This window comes from Sphingobium sp. CCH11-B1 (assembly GCF_001556865.1).
In the GTDB taxonomy this organism is placed as follows: Bacteria; Pseudomonadota; Alphaproteobacteria; order Sphingomonadales; family Sphingomonadaceae; genus Sphingobium.
Genome location: NZ_LSJY01000184.1, coordinates 1 through 19,733 on the forward strand (window position 1 = coordinate 1; position 19,733 = coordinate 19,733).

General features: G+C 62.7%; 23 protein-coding genes. 11 read left to right on the forward strand and 12 right to left on the reverse strand.

Features of this window, described 5'->3' with window-relative positions; translation table 11 throughout:
• From dnaG to AX724_RS18325, 3 genes are all read right to left on the reverse strand, one after another.
• Positions 1–1,282, reverse strand: a 1,282-nt coding sequence (dnaG, locus tag AX724_RS18315) for a DNA primase (RefSeq protein WP_066769295.1), incomplete at its 3' end; no start/stop codon positions are given.
• Positions 1,279–1,473: a DUF559 domain-containing protein gene (locus AX724_RS18320; RefSeq protein WP_066769297.1), complete on the reverse strand. Its 195-nt coding sequence runs from the start codon at positions 1,471–1,473 to the stop codon at positions 1,279–1,281. The genes dnaG and AX724_RS18320, both read right to left, overlap by 4 nt.
• Positions 1,474–1,530: 57 nt before the next feature.
• A complete protein-coding gene (locus tag AX724_RS18325) occupies positions 1,531–1,983 on the reverse strand; it encodes a GatB/YqeY domain-containing protein (protein ID WP_066769300.1) in 453 nt (150 codons plus the stop codon).
• A 153-nt stretch (positions 1,984–2,136) separates the two neighbouring features.
• Between AX724_RS18325 and carA the strand changes: the two genes are divergently transcribed.
• The 6 genes from carA (at position 2,137) to AX724_RS18355 (ending at position 8,537) form a co-directional block, all read left to right on the forward strand.
• Entirely contained in the window at positions 2,137–3,315 is a 1,179-nt protein-coding gene (gene carA, locus AX724_RS18330) for a glutamine-hydrolyzing carbamoyl-phosphate synthase small subunit (RefSeq protein WP_066769303.1), read from the forward strand.
• On the forward strand, positions 3,312–3,680 hold the full coding sequence (locus AX724_RS18335; RefSeq protein ID WP_066769306.1) for a ribonuclease E inhibitor RraB: 369 nt from the start codon (positions 3,312–3,314) through the stop codon (positions 3,678–3,680). Before carA ends, AX724_RS18335 begins: the two co-directional genes overlap by 4 nt.
• On the forward strand, positions 3,680–3,970 hold the full coding sequence (locus tag AX724_RS18340; protein WP_066769308.1) for a hypothetical protein: 291 nt from the start codon (positions 3,680–3,682) through the stop codon (positions 3,968–3,970). The genes AX724_RS18335 and AX724_RS18340 overlap by 1 nt, the downstream gene beginning before the upstream one ends.
• Positions 3,970–7,317 carry a carbamoyl-phosphate synthase large subunit gene (gene carB / locus AX724_RS18345; protein ID WP_066769310.1) on the forward strand — a complete coding sequence of 1,116 codons (3,348 nt, stop codon included), beginning with the start codon at positions 3,970–3,972 and terminating at the stop codon, positions 7,315–7,317. Before AX724_RS18340 ends, carB begins: the two co-directional genes overlap by 1 nt.
• A gap of 79 nt (positions 7,318–7,396) precedes the next feature.
• Positions 7,397–7,873 (forward strand): transcription elongation factor GreA, encoded by a 477-nt coding sequence (gene greA / locus AX724_RS18350; protein ID WP_066769311.1) that lies wholly within the window; start codon positions 7,397–7,399, stop codon positions 7,871–7,873.
• A gap of 4 nt (positions 7,874–7,877) precedes the next feature.
• Positions 7,878–8,537, forward strand: coding sequence for a rhomboid family intramembrane serine protease (locus AX724_RS18355; protein WP_066769315.1), 660 nt, complete (start codon positions 7,878–7,880; stop codon positions 8,535–8,537).
• Between the two features lie 71 nt (positions 8,538–8,608).
• On the opposite strand, the gene AX724_RS18360 is transcribed toward AX724_RS18355, so the two are convergent.
• From AX724_RS18360 to AX724_RS18380, 5 genes are all read right to left on the reverse strand, one after another.
• On the reverse strand, positions 8,609–8,830 hold the full coding sequence (locus AX724_RS18360) for a DUF4170 domain-containing protein (RefSeq protein ID WP_066769317.1): 222 nt from the start codon (positions 8,828–8,830) through the stop codon (positions 8,609–8,611).
• A gap of 105 nt (positions 8,831–8,935) precedes the next feature.
• Positions 8,936–9,511: a DUF883 family protein gene (locus tag AX724_RS18365; protein ID WP_066769319.1), complete on the reverse strand. Its 576-nt coding sequence runs from the start codon at positions 9,509–9,511 to the stop codon at positions 8,936–8,938.
• Positions 9,504–9,824 carry a hypothetical protein gene (locus AX724_RS18370; protein ID WP_066769321.1) on the reverse strand — a complete coding sequence of 107 codons (321 nt, stop codon included), beginning with the start codon at positions 9,822–9,824 and terminating at the stop codon, positions 9,504–9,506. Before AX724_RS18370 ends, AX724_RS18365 begins: the two co-directional genes overlap by 8 nt.
• The gene (locus tag AX724_RS18375) at positions 9,821–10,210 is read right to left on the reverse strand and encodes a phage holin family protein (protein WP_066769323.1); all 390 of its coding nucleotides are present in this window, start codon (positions 10,208–10,210) and stop codon (positions 9,821–9,823) included. Before AX724_RS18375 ends, AX724_RS18370 begins: the two co-directional genes overlap by 4 nt.
• A gap of 57 nt (positions 10,211–10,267) precedes the next feature.
• Positions 10,268–10,882, reverse strand: a complete 615-nt coding sequence (locus tag AX724_RS18380) for a hypothetical protein (RefSeq protein WP_066769325.1) — start codon at positions 10,880–10,882, stop codon at positions 10,268–10,270.
• Between the two features lie 233 nt (positions 10,883–11,115).
• Here AX724_RS18380 and eno point away from each other — a divergent pair, with 233 nt between their 5' ends.
• From eno to AX724_RS18400, 4 genes are all read left to right on the forward strand, one after another.
• Positions 11,116–12,390 carry a phosphopyruvate hydratase gene (eno, locus tag AX724_RS18385; RefSeq protein WP_066769328.1) on the forward strand — a complete coding sequence of 425 codons (1,275 nt, stop codon included), beginning with the start codon at positions 11,116–11,118 and terminating at the stop codon, positions 12,388–12,390.
• Between the two features lie 77 nt (positions 12,391–12,467).
• The gene (locus AX724_RS18390; protein ID WP_066769331.1) at positions 12,468–12,779 is read left to right on the forward strand and encodes an FtsB family cell division protein; all 312 of its coding nucleotides are present in this window, start codon (positions 12,468–12,470) and stop codon (positions 12,777–12,779) included.
• A 220-nt stretch (positions 12,780–12,999) separates the two neighbouring features.
• Positions 13,000–14,076: a pyruvate dehydrogenase (acetyl-transferring) E1 component subunit alpha gene (gene pdhA / locus AX724_RS18395; protein WP_066769334.1), complete on the forward strand. Its 1,077-nt coding sequence runs from the start codon at positions 13,000–13,002 to the stop codon at positions 14,074–14,076.
• The gene (locus AX724_RS18400; protein WP_066769337.1) at positions 14,076–15,452 is read left to right on the forward strand and encodes a pyruvate dehydrogenase complex E1 component subunit beta; all 1,377 of its coding nucleotides are present in this window, start codon (positions 14,076–14,078) and stop codon (positions 15,450–15,452) included. The genes pdhA and AX724_RS18400 overlap by 1 nt, the downstream gene beginning before the upstream one ends.
• 60 nt (positions 15,453–15,512) lie before the next feature.
• Here the strand turns inward: AX724_RS18400 and AX724_RS18405 are convergent, their stop codons facing one another.
• From AX724_RS18405 to AX724_RS18420, 4 genes are all read right to left on the reverse strand, one after another.
• On the reverse strand, positions 15,513–17,261 hold the full coding sequence (locus tag AX724_RS18405) for a pilus assembly protein TadG-related protein (protein WP_082733600.1): 1,749 nt from the start codon (positions 17,259–17,261) through the stop codon (positions 15,513–15,515).
• An 8-nt stretch (positions 17,262–17,269) separates the two neighbouring features.
• Complete coding sequence (locus AX724_RS18410; protein WP_066769348.1) at positions 17,270–17,965, reverse strand: TadE/TadG family type IV pilus assembly protein; 696 nt, start codon at positions 17,963–17,965, stop codon at positions 17,270–17,272.
• Positions 17,938–18,528 (reverse strand): TadE/TadG family type IV pilus assembly protein, encoded by a 591-nt coding sequence (locus tag AX724_RS18415; RefSeq protein WP_066769353.1) that lies wholly within the window; start codon positions 18,526–18,528, stop codon positions 17,938–17,940. Before AX724_RS18415 ends, AX724_RS18410 begins: the two co-directional genes overlap by 28 nt.
• A gap of 120 nt (positions 18,529–18,648) precedes the next feature.
• On the reverse strand, positions 18,649–18,873 hold the full coding sequence (locus tag AX724_RS18420) for a hypothetical protein (RefSeq protein ID WP_066769356.1): 225 nt from the start codon (positions 18,871–18,873) through the stop codon (positions 18,649–18,651).
• 152 nt (positions 18,874–19,025) lie between these two features.
• Between AX724_RS18420 and AX724_RS18425 the strand changes: the two genes are divergently transcribed.
• A complete protein-coding gene (locus AX724_RS18425; protein ID WP_066769363.1) occupies positions 19,026–19,691 on the forward strand; it encodes a hypothetical protein in 666 nt (221 codons plus the stop codon).
• Positions 19,692–19,733: the final 42 nt, after the last annotated feature.

Below are 19,733 nucleotides of genomic sequence, written 5' to 3' on the forward strand. Positions count from 1 at the left end.
GGGCGAAGAACATCGCGTCATATCGCTCGCGAAACTCATGGGCATAATGGGCGCGGACATCGGGATGCTGGATCGCGTCGGACAGTGCCCTCAGCCGCTGCCTCAGCGCGGCTTTCTGCTCGGGCGTGTCGAGTGGCGAGGCCGTCACCTCATGATGCCACAGCCTGTCGATCAGCGATTGCGCGCCCGCCAGCACATCCTCCATCGCCCGGGGGCCGCTGGCGCGGATCAGGTCGTCGGGATCCTGCCCCGCCGGCAGCGTGGCGAAGCAGAGGCTGTGGCCGGGGCGGAGCAGGGGCAGGGCGCGATTGGCGGCGCGAATGGCGGCCTTCTGCCCCGCTGCGTCGCCGTCGAAGCAGAGGATCGGCACCTCCACCATTTTCCACAGCCGTTCGATCTGATGTTCGGTCAGCGCGGTGCCGAGTGGCGCAACCGCTTCGGGGAAGCCCGCCTGCGCCAGCGCGATCACGTCCATATAGCCTTCGACCACGATGACGCGGCCCTGCCGGCTTGCGGGTGACGCCTTGTCGATATTGTAGAGCGTGCGGCCCTTGTCGAAGAGCGGCGTGTCGGGGGAGTTCAGATATTTGGGCTCCCCCTGTCCGAGGATGCGCCCGCCAAAGGCGATCACCCGCCCGCGAATGTCCCGGATCGGGAACATCAGCCGGCCCCGGAACCGATCATAGCTGTCCCGCCTGGCCTTGCCGCCCTCCGGCTCGGCGCCGTCCGGGTCAATCAGCAGGCCAGCCTCGACCAGCATCGGTTCCCCGAAATCCTTAAGCGCGCCCTTCAATTTTCCACGCGAATCCGGGGAATAGCCGAAACCGAACGCGCGCCGGATCGCATCGCTGATCCCGCGTTTCGCCAGATAGGCGCGCGCCTCGCCACCCTCGATCCCCGCCAACTGATCCTCGAAGAAGCTCTGCGCCGCCGCCATCGCATCGTGCAGGCCCTTCGCCTGCTCGGCCCGTTTCGCCGCACGCGGATCGGCGGCGGGGACGTCCATGCCCGCGCTTGCCGCCAGTTCCTTCACCGCCTCCATGAAGGGCAGGCCGCGATGGTCGGTCATCCACCGGATCGCGTCGCCATGCGCGCCGCAGCCGAAGCAGTGATAGAAGCCCTTTTCGTCGTTGATCGTGAAACTGGGCGTCTTCTCGTTATGGAATGGGCAGCAGGCCTTATATTCGCGCCCTGCCTTCTGCACCTTCACCGTCTTCCCGATCAGGGTCGACAGCGACGTGCGCGCGCGCAGTTCGTCCAGCCATTGCGGGGTGAGGCTCATGAGGCTTCGCGTGCCATAATCGAACGTGCCGCAAAATCCCAGATGAAGGGACCGATGGGCACTTGCCGGTCGAACCAGACGCCGGCGCCCCTTCGGCCACTGATCGCGCGCCACAAGGTTCGCTCGGCTTCCATCGCATCGTAGCGCAGGGCGCGCGCTTTTGCTGTCGGGCGGGCGTAGCCTTTATCCATTGGCCTTGAACATGCCCTCCCCCGACCCCTCCCGCAAGCAGGAGGGGTGCTCATTTGTCAGCCCAAAGCCGCCTTCACCAACCCGCTCGCCTTGCTCATGTCGATGACGCTGCCATGGCGTTCCTTCAGCACGGCCATCACCTTGCCCATGTCCTTGACGCTGGTCGCGCCGACCTCGGCCTTGATGCTCTCGATCGCGGCCCTGGTCTCTTCCTCGCTCATCTGGGCGGGGAGGAAGCTTTCGATCACGTCCAGCTCGGCCTGTTCCTTCGCCGCCAGCTCTTCGCGCCCGCCGCTCTTGAACATGTCGATCGATTCGCGGCGCTGCTTCACCATCTTCTGCAGCACGTCGACCACCACGGCGTCGTCGTCCGGCACGGTCGATGCGGTGCGCAGTTCGATGTCGCGGTCCTTCAGCTTGGCCAGGATCAGGCGTACTGCGGCCAGCCGATCCTTGTCGCCGGCCTTCATCGCACTCACCTGGGCGCTTTTAATCGTGTCGCGAATCATGGCGAACTAATCCTGTGTCTTGCGGAAAGAAGCAGATATAGCGGCAAAAGAGATTTTTAACAGACGTTGACCTTCGTGGCCTGCGGGCATAGGTGACCGGCCGTTTAACCCGCATCAGACGGGTTCCCGCAAAAGCATAAAGGAACCGCAACCATGGCTGACGCCAAGACCCTCACCGTGCCCAAAGGAGCGACAGGGGTCGTGGTTTTCGCCGATGGTTCCGCCGTGTTCGGCCGCGGCTTCGGCGCTGTGGGCGAGGCGGTGGGCGAACTCTGCTTCAACACATCGATCACCGGCTATCAGGAGATCATGACCGATCCCAGCTATGCCGGTCAGATCATCAACTTCACCTTCCCCCATATCGGCAATGTCGGCACGAACCTGGACGATGTGGAGGCGGACAATCCCTACGCGCTTGGCTGCATCGTCCGGCAGGACGTGACCGCGCCCAGCAATTTCCGCAATGTCGAACCCTTCGACCAGTGGATGCGCGAACATGGCCGCATCGGCCTGGCGGGCGTGGACACGCGCGCGCTCACTCGCCTGATCCGGGTGAAGGGCGCACCCAACGTCGTCATCGCCCACGATCCCGAAGGCGCGTTCGATCTCGAAGCGCTGGCGGCCACGGCGGCAAGCTGGCCCGGCCTTGAAGGCATGGACCTTGCCATCGAAGTGACGGGCAAGGAAAGCCGCCTGTGGAAGGACGGCGTGTGGAAGCTCGGCTTCGGCTATGGGGCAGGGGAGGCGACGGAGGAGCGCCCCCATGTCGTCGCGATCGACTATGGCGCGAAGAACAATATCTTCCGCAACCTCGTGAAGGCCGGGGCGCGCGTCACTGTGCTGCCAGCCACCGCCACTTATGAACAGGTGATGGAGCAGAAGCCCGACGGCGTGTTCCTGTCCAACGGTCCCGGCGATCCTGCCGCGACCGGGGCCTATGCCGTCCCCGTGATCGCGGCGCTGCTGACCGAGAATGTGCCTATGTTCGGCATCTGCCTTGGCCATCAGCTGCTGGGGCTGGCCGTGGGCGCGAAGACGATCAAGATGCATCAGGGCCACAGAGGCGCGAACCATCCGGTCAAGCGGCTGAGCGACGGGCTGGTCGAAATCACCAGCATGAACCACGGCTTCGCGGTCGATGTCGACACGCTGCCCGCCAATGCGCGGGCGACCCATGTGTCGCTGTTCGACGGCAGCAATTGCGGCATCGAACTGATCGACAAAAACGCTTTCTCGGTACAGTACCACCCCGAAGCCTCGCCGGGTCCGCAGGACAGCTTCTACCTGTTCAAGCGGTTCGTGGACGGCCTTAAAGGCCCGGTCGCGGCGTGAGCCAGAACCTGCCCCCCGTCGATGAAGCGCGCCTCGCCGCCGAGTGGGAGGCGGACAGGCAAGTGCTCGCCAACCTCGCCGCCAATGGCGATGTCGCGCGGGTCGCGCGGCCCGTGGATGTCAGCTTCCGGGGCAGCGAGCAGGATTTCGAGCGCGTCCTGACCATCGCGAGCCAGTTCGGCATGGTCGAACTGGACCGGGAGGAAGATGAGGAGGGCGACCTGTTCCTGTTCCTCGAATGCGTGCAGCCGGTCGACGAAGCTTCAATCCGTGCGTTGACCAGGAAATGCCTCCAGATCGAAATCCTCTGCGGCGTCGAATATGACGGCTGGGGCTGCGAAGCGCAGGCGGGGGGCGTGCATTGATGGTCGGATCGACCTTCTCTGATCATACCAAGGGCCATATGCTGGGGCCAGTTTTGCGTCATTGGAGCGCGTTGTCTGTTCTGACACTGTCTGCCTGTTTTTTCAGTCCTTCAGATGCCGATATTGCCGCCAAATGCGGAGTGTCTGAAAAGGAATTTGTCGACGGCCAAGCAAATGCGTTGTCGAAGCCGACAGGCGAGTTTGCCAGCATTGGGAAATGCCGGCTGATGAAGACCAAAGACAATACAGTCGTTCTCGCAACGATCGAACAATTTGGATCAAAAAAATAATGCCCAAACGCACCGACATCTCCTCCATCCTCATCATCGGCGCGGGGCCGATCATTATCGGCCAGGCGTGTGAGTTCGATTATTCGGGCACGCAGGCGGTGAAGGCGCTCAAGGAAGAGGGCTATCGCATCATCCTGGTCAATTCCAACCCGGCCACGATCATGACCGACCCGGAATTTGCCGACGCAACCTATGTCGAGCCGATCACGCCCGAAATCGTCGCGAAGATCATCGAGAAGGAGCGGCCGGATGCGGTGCTCCCCACCATGGGCGGGCAGACGGCGCTCAACACGGCGCTGGCGCTGTTCAATGACGGCACGCTGGAGAAATATGGCGTCAAGATGATCGGCGCGGATGCCGAAGCCATCGACAAGGCGGAGGATCGCCTGAAGTTCCGCGACGCAATGGACAAGATCGGGTTGGAGAGCGCCCGCTCCCGCATCGCACATACTATGGAAGAAGCGCTGGAAGCGCTTGAATTTACTGGCCTGCCTTCCATCATCCGCCCCAGCTTCACGCTGGGCGGAACCGGCGGCGGCGTCGCCTACAACCGGGAAGAGTTCAAGCGGATCGTCGCTGAAGGGCTGGACGCGTCCCCCACGACCGAAGTGCTGATCGAGGAATCGCTGCTCGGCTGGAAAGAATATGAGATGGAGGTCGTGCGGGACCGCAACGACAATTGCATCATCATCTGCTCGATCGAGAATGTCGATCCGATGGGCGTCCATACGGGCGATTCCATCACCGTCGCGCCCGCGCTGACGCTGACCGACAAGGAATATCAGATCATGCGCAACGCATCCATCGCGGTGCTGCGCGAAATCGGCGTGGAAACAGGTGGTTCCAACGTGCAGTTCGCGGTCAATCCGAAGGACGGCCGCCTCATCGTGATCGAGATGAACCCGCGCGTGTCGCGCTCGTCGGCGCTGGCGTCGAAGGCGACGGGCTTCCCCATCGCCAAGGTCGCGGCGAAGCTGGCCGTCGGCTACACGCTCGACGAGATCGAGAATGACATCACCGGCGCGACCCCGGCGTCTTTCGAGCCGACCATCGACTATATCGTGACGAAGATCCCGCGCTTCGCCTTTGAAAAGTTCAAGGGCTCCGAACCGCTGCTCGGCACCGCGATGAAGTCCGTGGGCGAAGTGATGGCGATCGGCCGCAACATCCATGAATCGATGCAGAAGGCGCTGCGGGGGCTGGAGACGGGCCTGTCGGGCTTCAACGACGTCGATCATCTGGTCGGCGCGCCGCGGGACGACATCATCGCTGCCCTGGCGACCCCCACGCCCGACCGGCTGCTGATCGCGGCGCAGGCGCTGCGCGAAGGGCTGACCGTCGCGGAAATCCACACCATCGCCAAGTTCGACCCCTGGTTCCTGGACCGGCTCAAGGAAATCGTGGACGCGGAGGGCGAAGTGCTCGCCAACGGCCTGCCGCAGGATGCGGATGGGATGCGTCGCCTGAAATCCATGGGCTTTTCGGACAAGCGGCTCGCCTATCTCGCGCTCAAGTCCGCCAATCTGCGCGGCATGGAACGGGGAATCGCGCGCGGCTCCGGCCTGATCCACGAAGCGGTCAAGGCGATGACCGGCGGCGTCACCGAAGAGGAAGTGCGCAAGCTGCGGCACAAGCTGGGCGTCCGCCCGGTCTTCAAGCGCATCGACACCTGCGCCGCCGAATTCGAGGCGAAGACGCCTTACATGTATTCCACCTACGAAGCGCCCATCTTTGGCGAGGCGGAAAATGAGGCGCAGCCGAGCGCGGCCAGGAAGGTCGTGATCTTGGGGGGCGGCCCCAACCGGATCGGGCAGGGGATCGAGTTCGACTATTGCTGCGTCCACGCCTGCTTCGCGCTCAGCGAAGCGGGCTATGAGACGATCATGGTCAACTGCAACCCCGAAACGGTCTCGACCGACTATGACACGTCCGACCGCCTCTATTTCGAGCCGCTGACGGCCGAGGATGTGCTGGAAATCCTGAGCGTCGAAATGTCGAACGGCACGCTGGCGGGCGTCATCGTGCAGTTCGGTGGCCAGACCCCGCTCAAGCTGGCGCAGGCGCTGGAGGATGCGGGCGTGCCGATCCTGGGCACGTCGCCCGACGCCATCGACCTGGCCGAGGACCGCGAGCGCTTCGCCGCGCTGATCGACAGGCTGAAACTGCGCCAGCCCGCCAACGGCATCGCCCGCAGCCGGGAAGAGGCGATCGCCGTCGCCAACCGCATTGGCTATCCGGTGCTGATGCGCCCCAGCTATGTGCTCGGCGGCCGCGCAATGGAGATCGTGGACGGCCAGGCTCAGCTGGAGGAATATATCGCCACCGCCGTTCAGGTGTCGGGCGATTCGCCGGTCCTGATCGACCAGTATCTTCGCGACGCGGTCGAAGTGGACGTGGACGCCCTCTGCGACGGCGACGATGTCGTCGTGGCCGGTGTGCTTCAGCATATCGAGGAGGCGGGCGTCCATTCGGGCGACAGCGCCTGCTCGCTCCCGCCCTACAGCCTTTCTCCCGATGTCGTTGCCGAGATCGAACGGCAGGCCGACATTCTGGCGCGGGCGCTGTCCGTTCGCGGCCTCATGAACATCCAGTTCGCGGTGAAGGACGGCCCGGAAGGCCAGATAGTCTATCTTATCGAGGTCAATCCTCGCGCCAGCCGCACCGTCCCCTTCGTTGCCAAGGCGATCGGCACGCCCATCGCCAAGATCGCAAGCCGCGTGATGGCGGGCGAAAAGCTGAAAGATCTGCCGAAGATCGACCGCAATGCCATTTCGCATATCGCGGTCAAGGAAGCGGTATTCCCCTTCGCGCGCTTCCCCGGAGTTGATCCTGTCCTTTCACCAGAAATGAAGAGCACGGGCGAAGTCATGGGAATCGATAGCGATTTCGCGACCGCCTTCGCCAAGGCGCAGATCGGGGCGGGCACCATCCTGCCAACCGGCGGCACCGTCTTCATTTCCGTCAAGGACAGCGACAAGCCCGTGATCCTGCCGGCCGCGCGCAAGCTTGCCGGTCTGGGTTTCACCATCATCGCTACCGGCGGCACCGCGACCTATCTGGAACGGCAGGGCATCGGCATCCAGCGCATCAACAAGGTGGCGGAAGGCCGGCCGCACATCGTCGACAAGATCACCGACGGCGAAGTGCAGCTGATCTTCAACACGACCGAAGGCTGGCAGTCGCTGAAAGACAGCAAGGCCATCCGCACGTCTGCGCTGAGGGCCAAGATCGCCAGTTTCACTACAGCGGCGGCAAGCGTGGCCGCGGCTGACGCCATAGAGGCGTTGCGGGGTCATGCCCTTGAAGTGCGGGCGTTGCAGTCCTATTATCCTCAGTCGCACGCTTGATCCCCCGCACAGGAATGAGGTTGCGGACGGCTCCTTGGACGGGGCCGTCAGAGGGAAGTTTTGACGAAGGATTTAGGGAATGGCGACCGTCGAGAAGATGCCGATGTTGCAGGTGGGCTATGACAAGCTCAACGCGCAGCTTCGCGAGCTGAAGGCGGAACGTCCGCTGATCGTGGACGCCATCGAGGAAGCGCGGGCACACGGCGATCTGTCGGAAAACGCCGAATATCACGCCGCCAAGGAACGGCAGGGCCAGGTGGAGGCGACCATCGCCGACCTGGAGGACAAGCTTTCGCGCGCGCAGATCATCGACCCTAAGACCCTTTCGGGTGACCGGATCGTTTTCGGCGCTACCGTCACGCTGCTGGACGAGGATGACAAGCCGATCCGTTATCAGATCGTTGGCCAGGCGGAAGCCGACGCCAAGCTGGGCATGATCAGCTATAATAGTCCGCTCGGCCGCGCGCTCATCGGCCGCGAGGTCGGCGACGAGGTCGAAGTGTCGGTGCCGTCCGGGGACAAATTCTACCTGGTCGACAAGATCGAATTCATCTGATCCCGTGAAACTGCCGTCCGGCCGCACGACCAACAGCATCGCGGCGACCAATGTCGCCATCTTCCTGCTATTGTCCCTTGCCGGACGGATTGACGACGCGGCCATCGTGGGTGGTTTCATCCCGGCGCGATGGGGCGCGCCTGGCTTGCTGGATGGAATGGCGGCGGTGCCTTTCTGGCTGACTCCGGTCAGTTCCGCCTTCATCCATGCGGGCTGGCTTCACATCGGCTTCAATATGCTGATGCTGCTCTTCTGCGGTCGGCAGATCGAACATGTGCTGGGATGGAGCGGGACGCTGATCCTGTATGCAGTGGGCGCGTACGCGGCCTGCCTCGCTCAGTGGATCGCCTATCCGCTGTCCAGCAATCCGATGGTGGGCGCGAGCGGCGCGATCTCCGCGGTGGTCGCCACCTATTCGCTGCTCTACAGCCAGCAACAGGTGCGGCGCATAGGACCGCTATCGTCCAACCTTGTCCGGATGCTGTGGCTGGCGGCAGCGTGGATCGTCATGCAGCTCATGATCGGCTACGCGTCTGGCAGCGACCTGGCCGGCATCGGCCAGATCGCGGTCGCGGCGCACATTGGCGGCTTCATCGCGGGTCTGGTGCTGACCCGCCCGCTGCTCCGCTGGCGCTTTCGCAAACGGCCGCAGGTCATCAACTGACGTCAGATGACCCGGCATCCCCGCATAAGGCAGGATGCCGGGTTCGCTGAAGGCTCAGTCAGGCTTGCGCGTTAATCCTGAGGCAGTTCCGGTTCCAGCAAGCGGTGCAGATGCACGATGACATAGCGCATCTCCGCATCGTCCACCGTGCGCTGGGCCGCCCCGCGCCATGCTTTTTCCGCAGACGCATAATCGGGATAAACCCCGACCAGATCGACGGCGTTCAGATCCTGAAACTCCAGCGTCTGCGGATTGGTAACGCGACCACCCATCACCAGATGCAGCTTGCTCATGGCGTTTTCTATTCTCCTTTGGATGAATGGCAACCCTTAGCAGGGCGCCCACCGGGGTCAAAGGGGATCGAGGATGGGTCTCGATTGCGTTTGACGCAATTGCGATTAACTTTTGTGCAATCGTGCTTTGATCGCCTCGCTCAGCGCATCGACCTTTGCCGCGACGAGCGTGGTGACTTCGTCCGCGATCTTGGACGCCTTTTCCGGCAGATGCGCACTCGCCACGCTGTCCTTTGCATTGGCGGCGGCATCGCCAGCGGCGTTGAGGGCGTTGCTCGCGCTGTTCTTCACCGTTTCCGCGCCATCGGCGGCGACGGCGCGCGCGGCGATCGCCGCTTCGACCAGCTTCGCGCCTGCGGTGGAAGCGATTGCGGGCAACGCCTTCATCGCGCGGCGGCTCTTGGGGAACATCCACGCCACAACGGCCCCGATCGCGACGGCGCCCGCCACTGCGGCGATGGGATGCTCCTGAACGATCTCGTTGGCGCGGGTGGCGGCCCGCTGCGTCCGGTCGCGCACGTCGCCATAGGCGTCACTGGCCTTCTCCCGGCTTGTCTGGATCAGATCGCTGGCGCTTTCGCGGGCTTTTTCAGTACCATCCTTGATCCGGTCGGTCGTGCTGATCGCCACATCATTGGCGGCGTCGCGGACGCGGGTCAGTTGAGCGCGGATATCAGCCATCTTGATTCTCCGATTTCTGTCTATGGGAGTCATGCAACCGAACGTATAGCCGGCCGAAAAGTGCCGCCAGAGGCCGACGGCACAGATAGAGGAGAAATGCGCCAGCCGCCGCGCCTGTCGCGACCGGTCGTTGACGCGCCTTCGCCGTCAGGTTCGTCGCTGCATTGCGCGCCGCATCGACGATCCCGTCTTTCGCGTCCTGTTTGAGCGCTGCGGGGGACAGCCGTTCCTTGACCCGGTTCGCGCTGTCCACCAACTGCTGGCGGGCGGCGTCCGCCCTGTCGCAGGCGGCGCGATAAGCGGTATCGCTCATCGGCTGATCCTTTCCCTCATGCGGGTGATGCTTGCCTTTGCAAGCAGCAGCAGCAGCAGCGCGACGATCAGCGCGCCGCCGACCACGATAAGGGTCGCCCAGAGCGGACCGACATGCACGGCCAGGCCGAACGTCAACCCCACCAGCAGGGCCACGATGGCCCCGAAGACCAGCATGAGAGCGATGAGACCCAGGATCGCGGCGTTGCGGATGCCCGCCGCGACGATGCCGGCGCGCACTTTCTGCCTGTCCATCTCGGCGTTCGCATAGGCACGCCCATCCGCGTAGAGACGGGCCAGCACGTCGCGCACGCTTTGCGCGCGCACATCGTCTTCCTGCCCATCGGCCTCCGGCGTCACCGCCGTTTCCGCTGGCTTATCTATCACTCTTGGCCTCCGCCCCGCCTTGCGGGCCTGCGCATCGGTATGTCGGTAAAGGCGGTGTCAGGCCTTGTCGTCGGAACCCTTGGCAAGCCGCATCAGCACATAGCCCACAACGGCGGCAGCGCCGATCGCCACCGCCGGGCTCTTGCGCACGAAATCGCGCGCTTCGGTCAGCAGTTGATCGACATCCTTGCTGTCAAGCGAATCGGCCGCGCCGGCCACGGTTTCGGCCGCTTGCCGCGCATAATCGCCATATTGCGGACCCAGCTTAGCATCGACCGTGCCCGCCGTGTCGGCGATCAGCTTCGCCAGGCTTTGCATCGCCGTCCCGGTCTTTTCCTTGGCGATGCCGGCCGCTGACAGGGCGGTCTTTCCGGCCTGCTCCTTGATCGGGTCGATCTGCGCCTTCCAGTCGACGGCATTGATCTTGTCCACAGCGGCGCGTGCGGCCTTTTCCGCCTGTTGCTTGAGCGGCGCGACCTGCGCGGTCCAGCTGTGGTCCGACGCGCCGTTGCCGGCCTTGCGCGTGGCGGCGGTCTTTACCGGCGGGCTTTTCACCGGGGCGGGCGCAACCGCGCCAGCAGCCGCGCCCTTCACCGGCTTGGCCTTCGCGGGCTTGTCGGCGGCGGGCTTGCGGCCACGCTTGGCGGGCGGGGTTTCCGGTGTGTCGGCCATCGTCCTAGTCTCCCTTTGTCAAAGGCAATGTCACTGCCTTCCACGGCGAATGTCCTGCTGCCCCCAATGCTTTGGGGCGGGTGCAGTTCCGTTGCCGTTCCATTTAGACCATCGGCATTTTTCGTGCCCGCGCAAGCCCCGCATTGCCAAGGGCAGGGGGGCTGGTTAAGCGGGGCGCGTTTCCGAGGGGCCAGAGGGGCCGCACGTTACGACGCCAAGCGCAGGGAGCGATCATGACCGCCATTCTCGATATTCACGCTCGCCAGATACTCGACAGCCGGGGCAACCCTACGGTCGAGGTCGATGTCATGCTGGAAGACGGCAGTTTCGGCCGCGCCGCCGTCCCGTCGGGCGCCTCCACCGGCGCCTATGAAGCAGTGGAAAAGCGGGACGGGGACAAGGCCAAATATCTTGGCAAGGGCGTGCTTCAGGCGGTCGCCGCCGTGAATGACGAGATTGCAGAGCAGATCATCGGCCTTGATGCAGAGGACCAGGCCGAAGTCGACGCAGCGATGATCGATCTTGACGGCACGGAAAACAAGTCGCGCCTTGGCGCCAACGCCATTCTGGGTGTCTCGCTCGCTGTCGCGAAAGCGGCTGCGGACGCCCGCGGCCTGCCGCTTTACCGCTATGTCGGGGGCGTGTCGGCGCATGTTCTGCCGGTGCCGATGATGAACATCATCAATGGCGGTGAACATGCCGATAATCCCATCGATTTCCAGGAATTCATGGTCATGCCCGTCGGCGCGGAAAGCATCGCCGACGCGGTGCGGATCGGATCGGAAATCTTCCATACGCTCAAGAAGGGTCTGCACGACAAGGGGCTTGCCACCTCGGTCGGCGACGAAGGCGGCTTCGCGCCCAACATCGCCTCCACCCGCGACGCGCTCGACTTCATCCTCGCCAGCATCGAGAAGGCGGGCTACAAGCCGGGCGACGACGTCGTGCTGGCGCTGGATTGCGCCGCGACCGAATTCTTCAAGAACGGCAAATATGAGATTTCGGGCGAGGGCCTGTCGCTCTCCCCGGTCGAGATGGCCGACTATCTTGCCGCGCTGTGCGCCGACTATCCGATCAAGTCGATCGAGGACGGCATGAGCGAGGATGATTTCGAGGGCTGGAAGGCGCTGACCGACAAGATCGGCGGGCAGGTGCAACTGGTGGGGGACGACCTGTTCGTCACCAACCCCGCGCGTCTCGCCATGGGCATCGGCAAGGGGCTCGCCAACTCCCTGCTGGTGAAGGTCAACCAGATCGGCACGCTCACCGAAACGCTGGCCGCCGTCGATCTGGCGCACCGGTCGCGCTACACTGCGGTCATGTCGCACCGTTCGGGCGAAACCGAGGACGCGACCATCGCCGACCTCGCCGTCGCCACCAATTGCGGACAGATCAAGACCGGGTCGCTGGCACGTTCCGACCGGCTTGCCAAATATAACCAGCTCATCCGCATCGAGGAGGAATTGGGTGACGTGGCCGTTTATGCGGGTCGCTCCATTTTTCGCTGAGTCCGTAACGATCTAGCCGGCCGCAAAAAGGCGATTTTTCGCTTGCGGCCGGCCTCTGCCTGTGATTCATCTGGTCCATGGCGCATATTGCGAAATTACGTCTTCTGCTCTTTTCGGCCTTTGGACCCGCGATCGCGCTGCTTCTGCTGCTCTTCTTCGCGGGCTATGTCGTGCTGGGATCGAACGGAGTGCTGGCATGGGGCGATTATTCGCGCCAGCTCCACGCCGCCAAGGGTGAGCTCAAGAAGACCCAGGAGGCGCGCGCGGAGCTCAAGAACCGGGTCGATGCGCTGGATCCCCGCCGTGTCGATCCCGACCTGGCCGACGAACTGATTCGCCGCCAACTGGGCGTCATTCATCATGATGAAGTGGTCGTTCCCCTGAATTAGGGTGAAGGGCGCGTAAGCATGTTTCGCGTGGAAAATGCGGGAAGCAATTTTGCTACGCGATAATGGCAGATCGTTTTTGACCGACAAGATCGGCCTCGTGCAGCCCGGCCAAAACCGCTGATTTTCGTGGCTCCATCGGCCCTGCCCAGTTGCAATATATGCAACAGGGCGGCTATATCGGGCTTCCTTCCATCCTACCCCACGCAAAAGGATAACAGCCTTGGCGAAACCAACGACGCCGCGTCCGACGCGCGCAAAGGCACAGGCGGCTGCACCCGCCGCCGGCGCGGACCATAACCGGCCTCGCCCCGAGACACCTTCCGACTACAAGGCCAGCAAGGAAGAGCTGCTGGAATTCTACCGGCAGATGGTCCTGATCCGCCGTTTCGAGGAAAAGGCGGGCCAGCTTTACGGCCTCGGCCTGATCGGCGGTTTCTGCCACCTTTATATCGGTCAGGAAGCGGTTGCGGTCGGCATCCAGTCGGCTTTGAAGCCCGGCAAGGACAGCGTTATCACGGGCTATCGCGATCATGGCCACATGCTCGCCTATGGCATCGATCCCAAGGTCATCATGGCGGAACTGACCGGCCGCGAAGCCGGCATTTCCCGCGGCAAGGGCGGTTCGATGCACATGTTCAGCGTCGAACATAAATTCTACGGCGGACACGGCATCGTCGGCGCGCAGGTGTCGCTGGGCGCGGGCCTTGGCTTCGCGCACAAATATAATGACGATGGCGGTGTGTGCGTCGCCTATTTCGGCGACGGCGCGGCCAACCAGGGCCAGGTCTATGAAAGCTTCAACATGGCCGAGCTTTGGAAGCTGCCGATCATCTTCGTGATCGAAAACAATCAATATGCCATGGGCACCAGCGTCAACCGCGCTTCGTCGGAGGACCAGCTCTACCGTCGCGGCGAAAGCTTCCGCATTCCGGGGCTTCAGGTCGACGGCATGGACGTGCTCGCGGTGCGCGGCGCGACCGAAGAGGCGCTCAAATGGGTGCAGGACGGCAACGGCCCCATTCTTCTGGAAATGAAGACCTATCGCTATCGCGGCCATTCCATGTCGGACCCGGCGAAATATCGCTCGCGTGAGGAAGTGCAGACCATGCGCGAAAAATCCGACCCGATCGAAGGCGCGAAGAAATATCTCACGGACGCCGGCGTCAGCGAGGAAGAGATCAAGCAGATCGACCAGGACATTCGCAAGATCGTGGCCGAAGCGGCGGACTTCGCCGAAACCTCGCCAGAACCTGAAGCGCATGAACTCTATACCGACGTGCTGGTGGAGCAATATTGATGGGTATCGCAATCAAGATGCCGGCGCTCTCGCCGACGATGGAAGAAGGCACGCTGGCCAAGTGGCTGGTGAAGGAAGGCGATGAGGTGAAGTCCGGCGACATCCTGGCCGAGATCGAGACCGACAAGGCGACGATGGAATTCGAAGCCGTGGACGAAGGCAAGATCGGCAAGATCGTGATCGCCGAAGGCACTGAGGGCGTGAAGGTCGGCACCGTCATCGCGGAAATGGCGGGCGAAGGCGGCGAGGCTGCCGCGCCAGCGCCCAAGGCCGAGGAAAGCGCGCCGCCCGCTGCCCCCGAAGCCGCGCCCAAGAAGGCGGAAAGCGGGACCTCCAAACTGGCCGCCGAAACCAGGGCGTCGGTCAAGGATCCCGCCGTTCCCGAAGGCACCGCCTATGTAAAGACGACCGTGCGCGAGGCATTGCGCGATGCCATGGCGGAAGAAATGCGCAAGGATCCGCGCGTCTTCGTGATGGGCGAGGAAGTTGCGGAATATCAGGGCGCGTACAAGGTGACGCAGGGCCTGCTCGATGAATTCGGTCCCAAGCGCGTCATTGACACGCCGATTACCGAATATGGCTTTGCGGGCGTCGGCACGGGCGCGGCGATGGGCGGCCTGCGCCCGATCATCGAGTTCATGACTTTCAACTTCGCCATGCAGGCGATCGACCACATCATCAACTCGGCCGCCAAGACCAACTATATGTCCGGTGGCCAGATGCGTTGCCCGATCGTCTTCCGCGGTCCCAACGGCGCGGCGAGCCGCGTGGCGGCTCAGCATTCGCAGAACTACGGTCCCTGGTACGCGTCCGTCCCCGGCCTGATCGTTATCGCGCCCTATGATTCGGCGGATGCCAAGGGGCTGCTCAAGGCCGCGATCCGGTCGGAAGACCCGGTCGTGTTCCTGGAAAACGAGCTCGTCTATGGCCGCAGCTTCGACGTGCCGCAGCTGGACGATTATGTCCTGCCCATCGGCAAGGCGCGGATCGTGCGCGAAGGCAAGGACGTGACGCTTGTCAGCTATTCGATCGGCGTGGGCATCGCGCTGGAAGCTGCCGAAGCGCTGGCGGGCGAGGGCATCGACGCGGAGGTCATCGACCTGCGCACGCTGCGCCCGCTCGACACCGACACGGTTCTGGAAAGCCTCAAGAAGACCAACCGCATCGTGGTGGTGGAAGAAGGCTGGCCGACCTGCTCGATCGCGTCGGAAATTGCCGCCGTGGTGATGGAAAAGGGCTTCGACGACCTCGACGCCCCGGTGCTGCGCGTCACCAACGAGGATGTGCCGCTTCCCTATGCCGCAAACCTGGAAAAAGCCGCCCTGATCGACGCGGCCCGCGTCGTCGAGGCAGCGAAGAAGGTCTGCTACAAGTAAGAAAGAAAGGGCGGCTCAGTGGAGCCGCCCTTTTTCGTCCAGGCCTGCCGGATCGGCATTTTATTGCACCAGCCGAGCGGTCTGCAGCGCGGTAGAAAACAGCAGTTGCAGGGCCGTGGTGATGTTGTCATCGGCCGTCACGGTCTGCACCAGCGGGGTCCCGTTGGTTCCGGCGGATGCGCAACTCTTGAGTGCAGTAAGAACCTGATCGGAACTTCCTGCCTTGCCAGCCGGATAGGGGGAGGGCGGAGCGGGCAGAAGCGGAGCTACGTTGTTCTGCGACCAGCTATCGCCGGCCAATGATTCCGGCAGATATTGTGTGTAGAGGATGGCGATCTTGATCCCCTTGGCCTTGATGGCCGTGCATTCCGTAATCTCATTGCTCCGCATCGGTCCGAAATAGCGGCCGCCGCCATTCGGCTGATCCAGCATTCCGTCCGTAATGATGAACAATATCTTTTGCGGCGTTGCCCCCGGTGCGCCCGTTCCCGCCGTGGGAATGAGGTTTTTCATCGTCGTAAGCATGTTCGTGACTTCGGTTGCTTTATCGTCGATGTTCGTGCTGCTGGTGGGCATGGAATTCTTCCACCAATAATCGTCGGCCGGGAACAGGGAGGCAGCCGAAAAACCGCTGCCATAGGACGTGACATCGGTCAGGCTATTGAGTGTCCTCACGGGCGAAGTGTTGCCGGACCGCGTCCAGTCGAACGAAAACATCTGCGCCTGATAGGTCACATGATATTGGGCAGCCTGAGCGGAGGCGAAGGGGATCAATTGCGACGCGGCGGAAACAACGTCGTCCTTGCGCAGCACAAGGCTCGTCGGGCTTCCGTAAATCTGCCCATAATTATGTGTCAGCCAATAACCATCCGCCCAGTATCCGGTGTCGAAATTCACCGTCTGCGCCGCGGCCGATCCCACTTTGGTGGTTTTTTGTATAACAATGGCACCATCCCTATAATCCCAATTAGGGAGTGAATATGTTACAGTTGTCGTGACGCCATTATTTGTTGTTGAGGTATTCATGGAAACGCCGGCGCTATTATAAAGAATTTTCGCCGATTGATCCCACAGATAAAAAACATTCTTGTTGGACGAACTGGAATTATAATATCCTTCGGACAGCAGCACGTGGCGACCGAGCTTGTCCTTGACGTATATATTGTCGCTATGCGGCACCTGCGCATGGCATGCGAAGGCGCAGCCGTTCGCGTTCTCGGACGTCTTGGTGGCCGCGATGATCTTGCTGATGCCGTCCGACGTTGCGGGCAGCAGCATAGAGGGTGAATTGTCCATCGCCAGGTAGAAATCCACATTGGGTGGTTGCGCGGCGCTCGCTGTGGAGGTGCCGCTCACGGTCAGCGTGTCCGCCCCCAGCACGCCACCAAATACGTTGATCGACTTGACCGTGTAGCTGATGCTAACTTTGCGGAAACGGCCTAGAGCACCGCTGCCGCCGCCGGAGGTGCTGCTCGTAACCGTGGGCGTCACCTGGAGATCCTGGTAGCCTGTCAGCAGGGCGGCTTGCGCATTGAACATTTTGGTCGCGGCTGCGCTCGCTTCGCTGTCCGATTGAAGGATCATCGAGGGCGCGACGGCGGCCAGCGCGGCGGCGTCGGCGGCGGCGTTCAATTGCGTCTGGAGGCTCATGGCGCGGGAATAATCGACGCCGAAACCGACCAGGAAGGTCATTGGAACGATCGCTAATCCGGCGATCATCATGAGTCCGCCTTTCTGATCAGCTTTTAACTGGCCAGCAAGCTTGAACAATCCGGCTGAGGGCCTGAACGAGAGGGGCTTCTGCATCATATAATCACCTAGTAAAGGCGAGGGGCCATATAGATAGTGTGGGTCAATGCTTTAGTGCCGATCGGGATAAAGCTAACCGTCGGTGTGAAGTTGTAAGTAATCTTGCTCATGTACAGCCAACCGCCGGCCGTACCGACCTGAGTCTTGTTGTTTGTACCCGGGGCAAGATTTGAACATACGTTGGAGCCGTCCGGCGATGTTGGCACCATTGTCGTGGAGATCATGTTGCCCGGAATGGAGACGACGGTGCTGGCCGTCTGCGCCTCGTTTTTGGGAAGCGTGCCGGCGGTGTGCTCCGATGTCGTTGCGGTAACGGTGCTGCCATCGGCATTCTGCGTCTGGGCCTGGGTCCAGACGACATAGGCGTGAGTAGCATCGCACACCCTGAGCAATGAAATCTGCTCTGTCGCGTTATTGAGCTTGTAGGGCGACAGGACGACTGCACTGGCGCTGAGATATGATTTCGCGTTGACGCTTTGCGGGTCGTTGTAGATGATCGCGGGTGACGTAGTCCGGCTGACGATATCCACCAGCGATCGGGTCGCGATGATGACTTTGCGTCGGCAAGCGATCATGTCGGACAAGCAATATCCGCCCGTGTACAGAAGCAGAAACACCGGCAGGGCGAACGCGAACTCCACGATCACCGCGCCGCGATTGTTCCGTGCGAAGCGCTTCAGCATGATGTCTGCGACCCGCTGCATGAATAGTCTTCCGTCGTGAACACGGACGTCGCAACCAACATGCGGTTGGCATTGGGCTGATTGGTCAGATTCAGGCCCAGCGGTCCCTTTCCTGTCGGCCAAAGGTAGATCAGTTGCAACACGATGATGCGGTTGCTGCCCGCGCCGCCTGACTGGTAATTATATCCGGTGCCCGTTGAGGTCAGTACGCCATTGCTGTCGTAGGTGAATGTCGGCGACGATGTGCTGCCCACATTATAGCTGTTGGCGGTGGCGACATTCACCGTGAGCCGTGAGCATGTCAGCAGCGACGGCAACAGCGAGGGAATCTTGATGGTCTGGCCATTCGCGTCGGTGCCAGTGGTGCCGTTGCAGATGGCGTTCCTGAAGTCGTTCGCGGTCATGCCGACATTGCCATTGGCAAGCGTCACCGTTTGGGCCGCGCCGGTCAGGAACAGGCGCCCTGCGCCCTGGGCTGCGGTTTCCAGCATCTGTTGGGCCAGGAAAATCAGCATTGTGTACAAAATCGCCAGCACCAGCGCGATGAACGCCGGACCCACGATGGCGAACTCCAGAACGGCCATGCCCTTCCGGTCATTCCGCAGGTTCGCGCCAAATTGGCGAACCGCCCTCAACGTGGACCTTATGCTATGCAAAATCGTCACTGGGCCCCCTCCCTTGAGGCTTTTCTCCGCCACCAATGTTCAGCCTTGGCAACCGGTCACCGGTGCCGGGTGCGGGAAGGTGGAGCGCACGAAACGGCGGAGCTTCGCCGTTGCAGCCATATAGTCGCGGCCCATGTCCACCCCGGCGCAGATCAGCGCCGCGAGCGGAAGGATCGCCACGGCGACCAGGACCATGGCACTGCCTGCCAGGCTGCGAAGCAGCCGCCCCTGGAAGCCAGTTTCTTGTCCGTTCCGCTTGCCCATTTGTCCGCAATCACCCATGTCGCGCCCGACGCCCCCACATCCGGGCCGGGCAGCATTTCCACCTATGCAGGCGCACTTGTTAGAATGTGTATGAGGAAGATGGTTAAGGAACCGATAACCGGCGGAACGCGCATCGTCCGGGGAACCGCGCGATGAGCGGCGGGGGCGAGGACGGGTTGCCGCCGCTGGCGCTGCTGCTGGCCGCTCATGCCGGGAGCCGGGCGATGCGGCATCGCGCGATCTGGGCCTTTGACGCGCGGCTGGCGAAGGTTGCCCGCACCACCAGCGATCCCGCCATCGGCCAGATGCGACTGGCCTGGTGGAATGACGTGATCGAGGATGTGGACGCGCGCAAGGGGCGGGGCGAACCGGCCGTCGATGCGCTGCGGGCGACGGGCGCCTGTCGGGCACCGGGGCTGGTGGCGATGATCGACGGTTGGGAAGTGCTGGTGGTCGAGCCCGAGATCGACGCCGATGGCCTGCGGGACTATGCGGTCGGGCGCGGTGGCGGGCTGTTCCGCGCGCTGGCGCAGGCTGGCGCCGATGCGCCCGACTGGCTGACGGCGGCGGGGCAGGTCTGGGCGCTCTGGGATCTGGCCGGCCATGTCGAGGATCCTGCGCTGTCGGATGCGGCCCTGACGCTGGCGCGTGACCTGCTGCCACGGATTGAGGATGCGCGCTGGCCAAGGGCATGGAAGCCGCTGCGCATCGCCTTCACCCTCGCGCGGCAGGACGTTCTGGCGGGGCGGGGCGCGCCGCGCGGCATGCCCAGATCACTGGCTTTGCGGCTGTTGCGGATCGCGCTTGTCGGCCGTTAGCCTGTCGGGATAGGCTGGTGCCGGAAACGGGGGGCTGTGCGG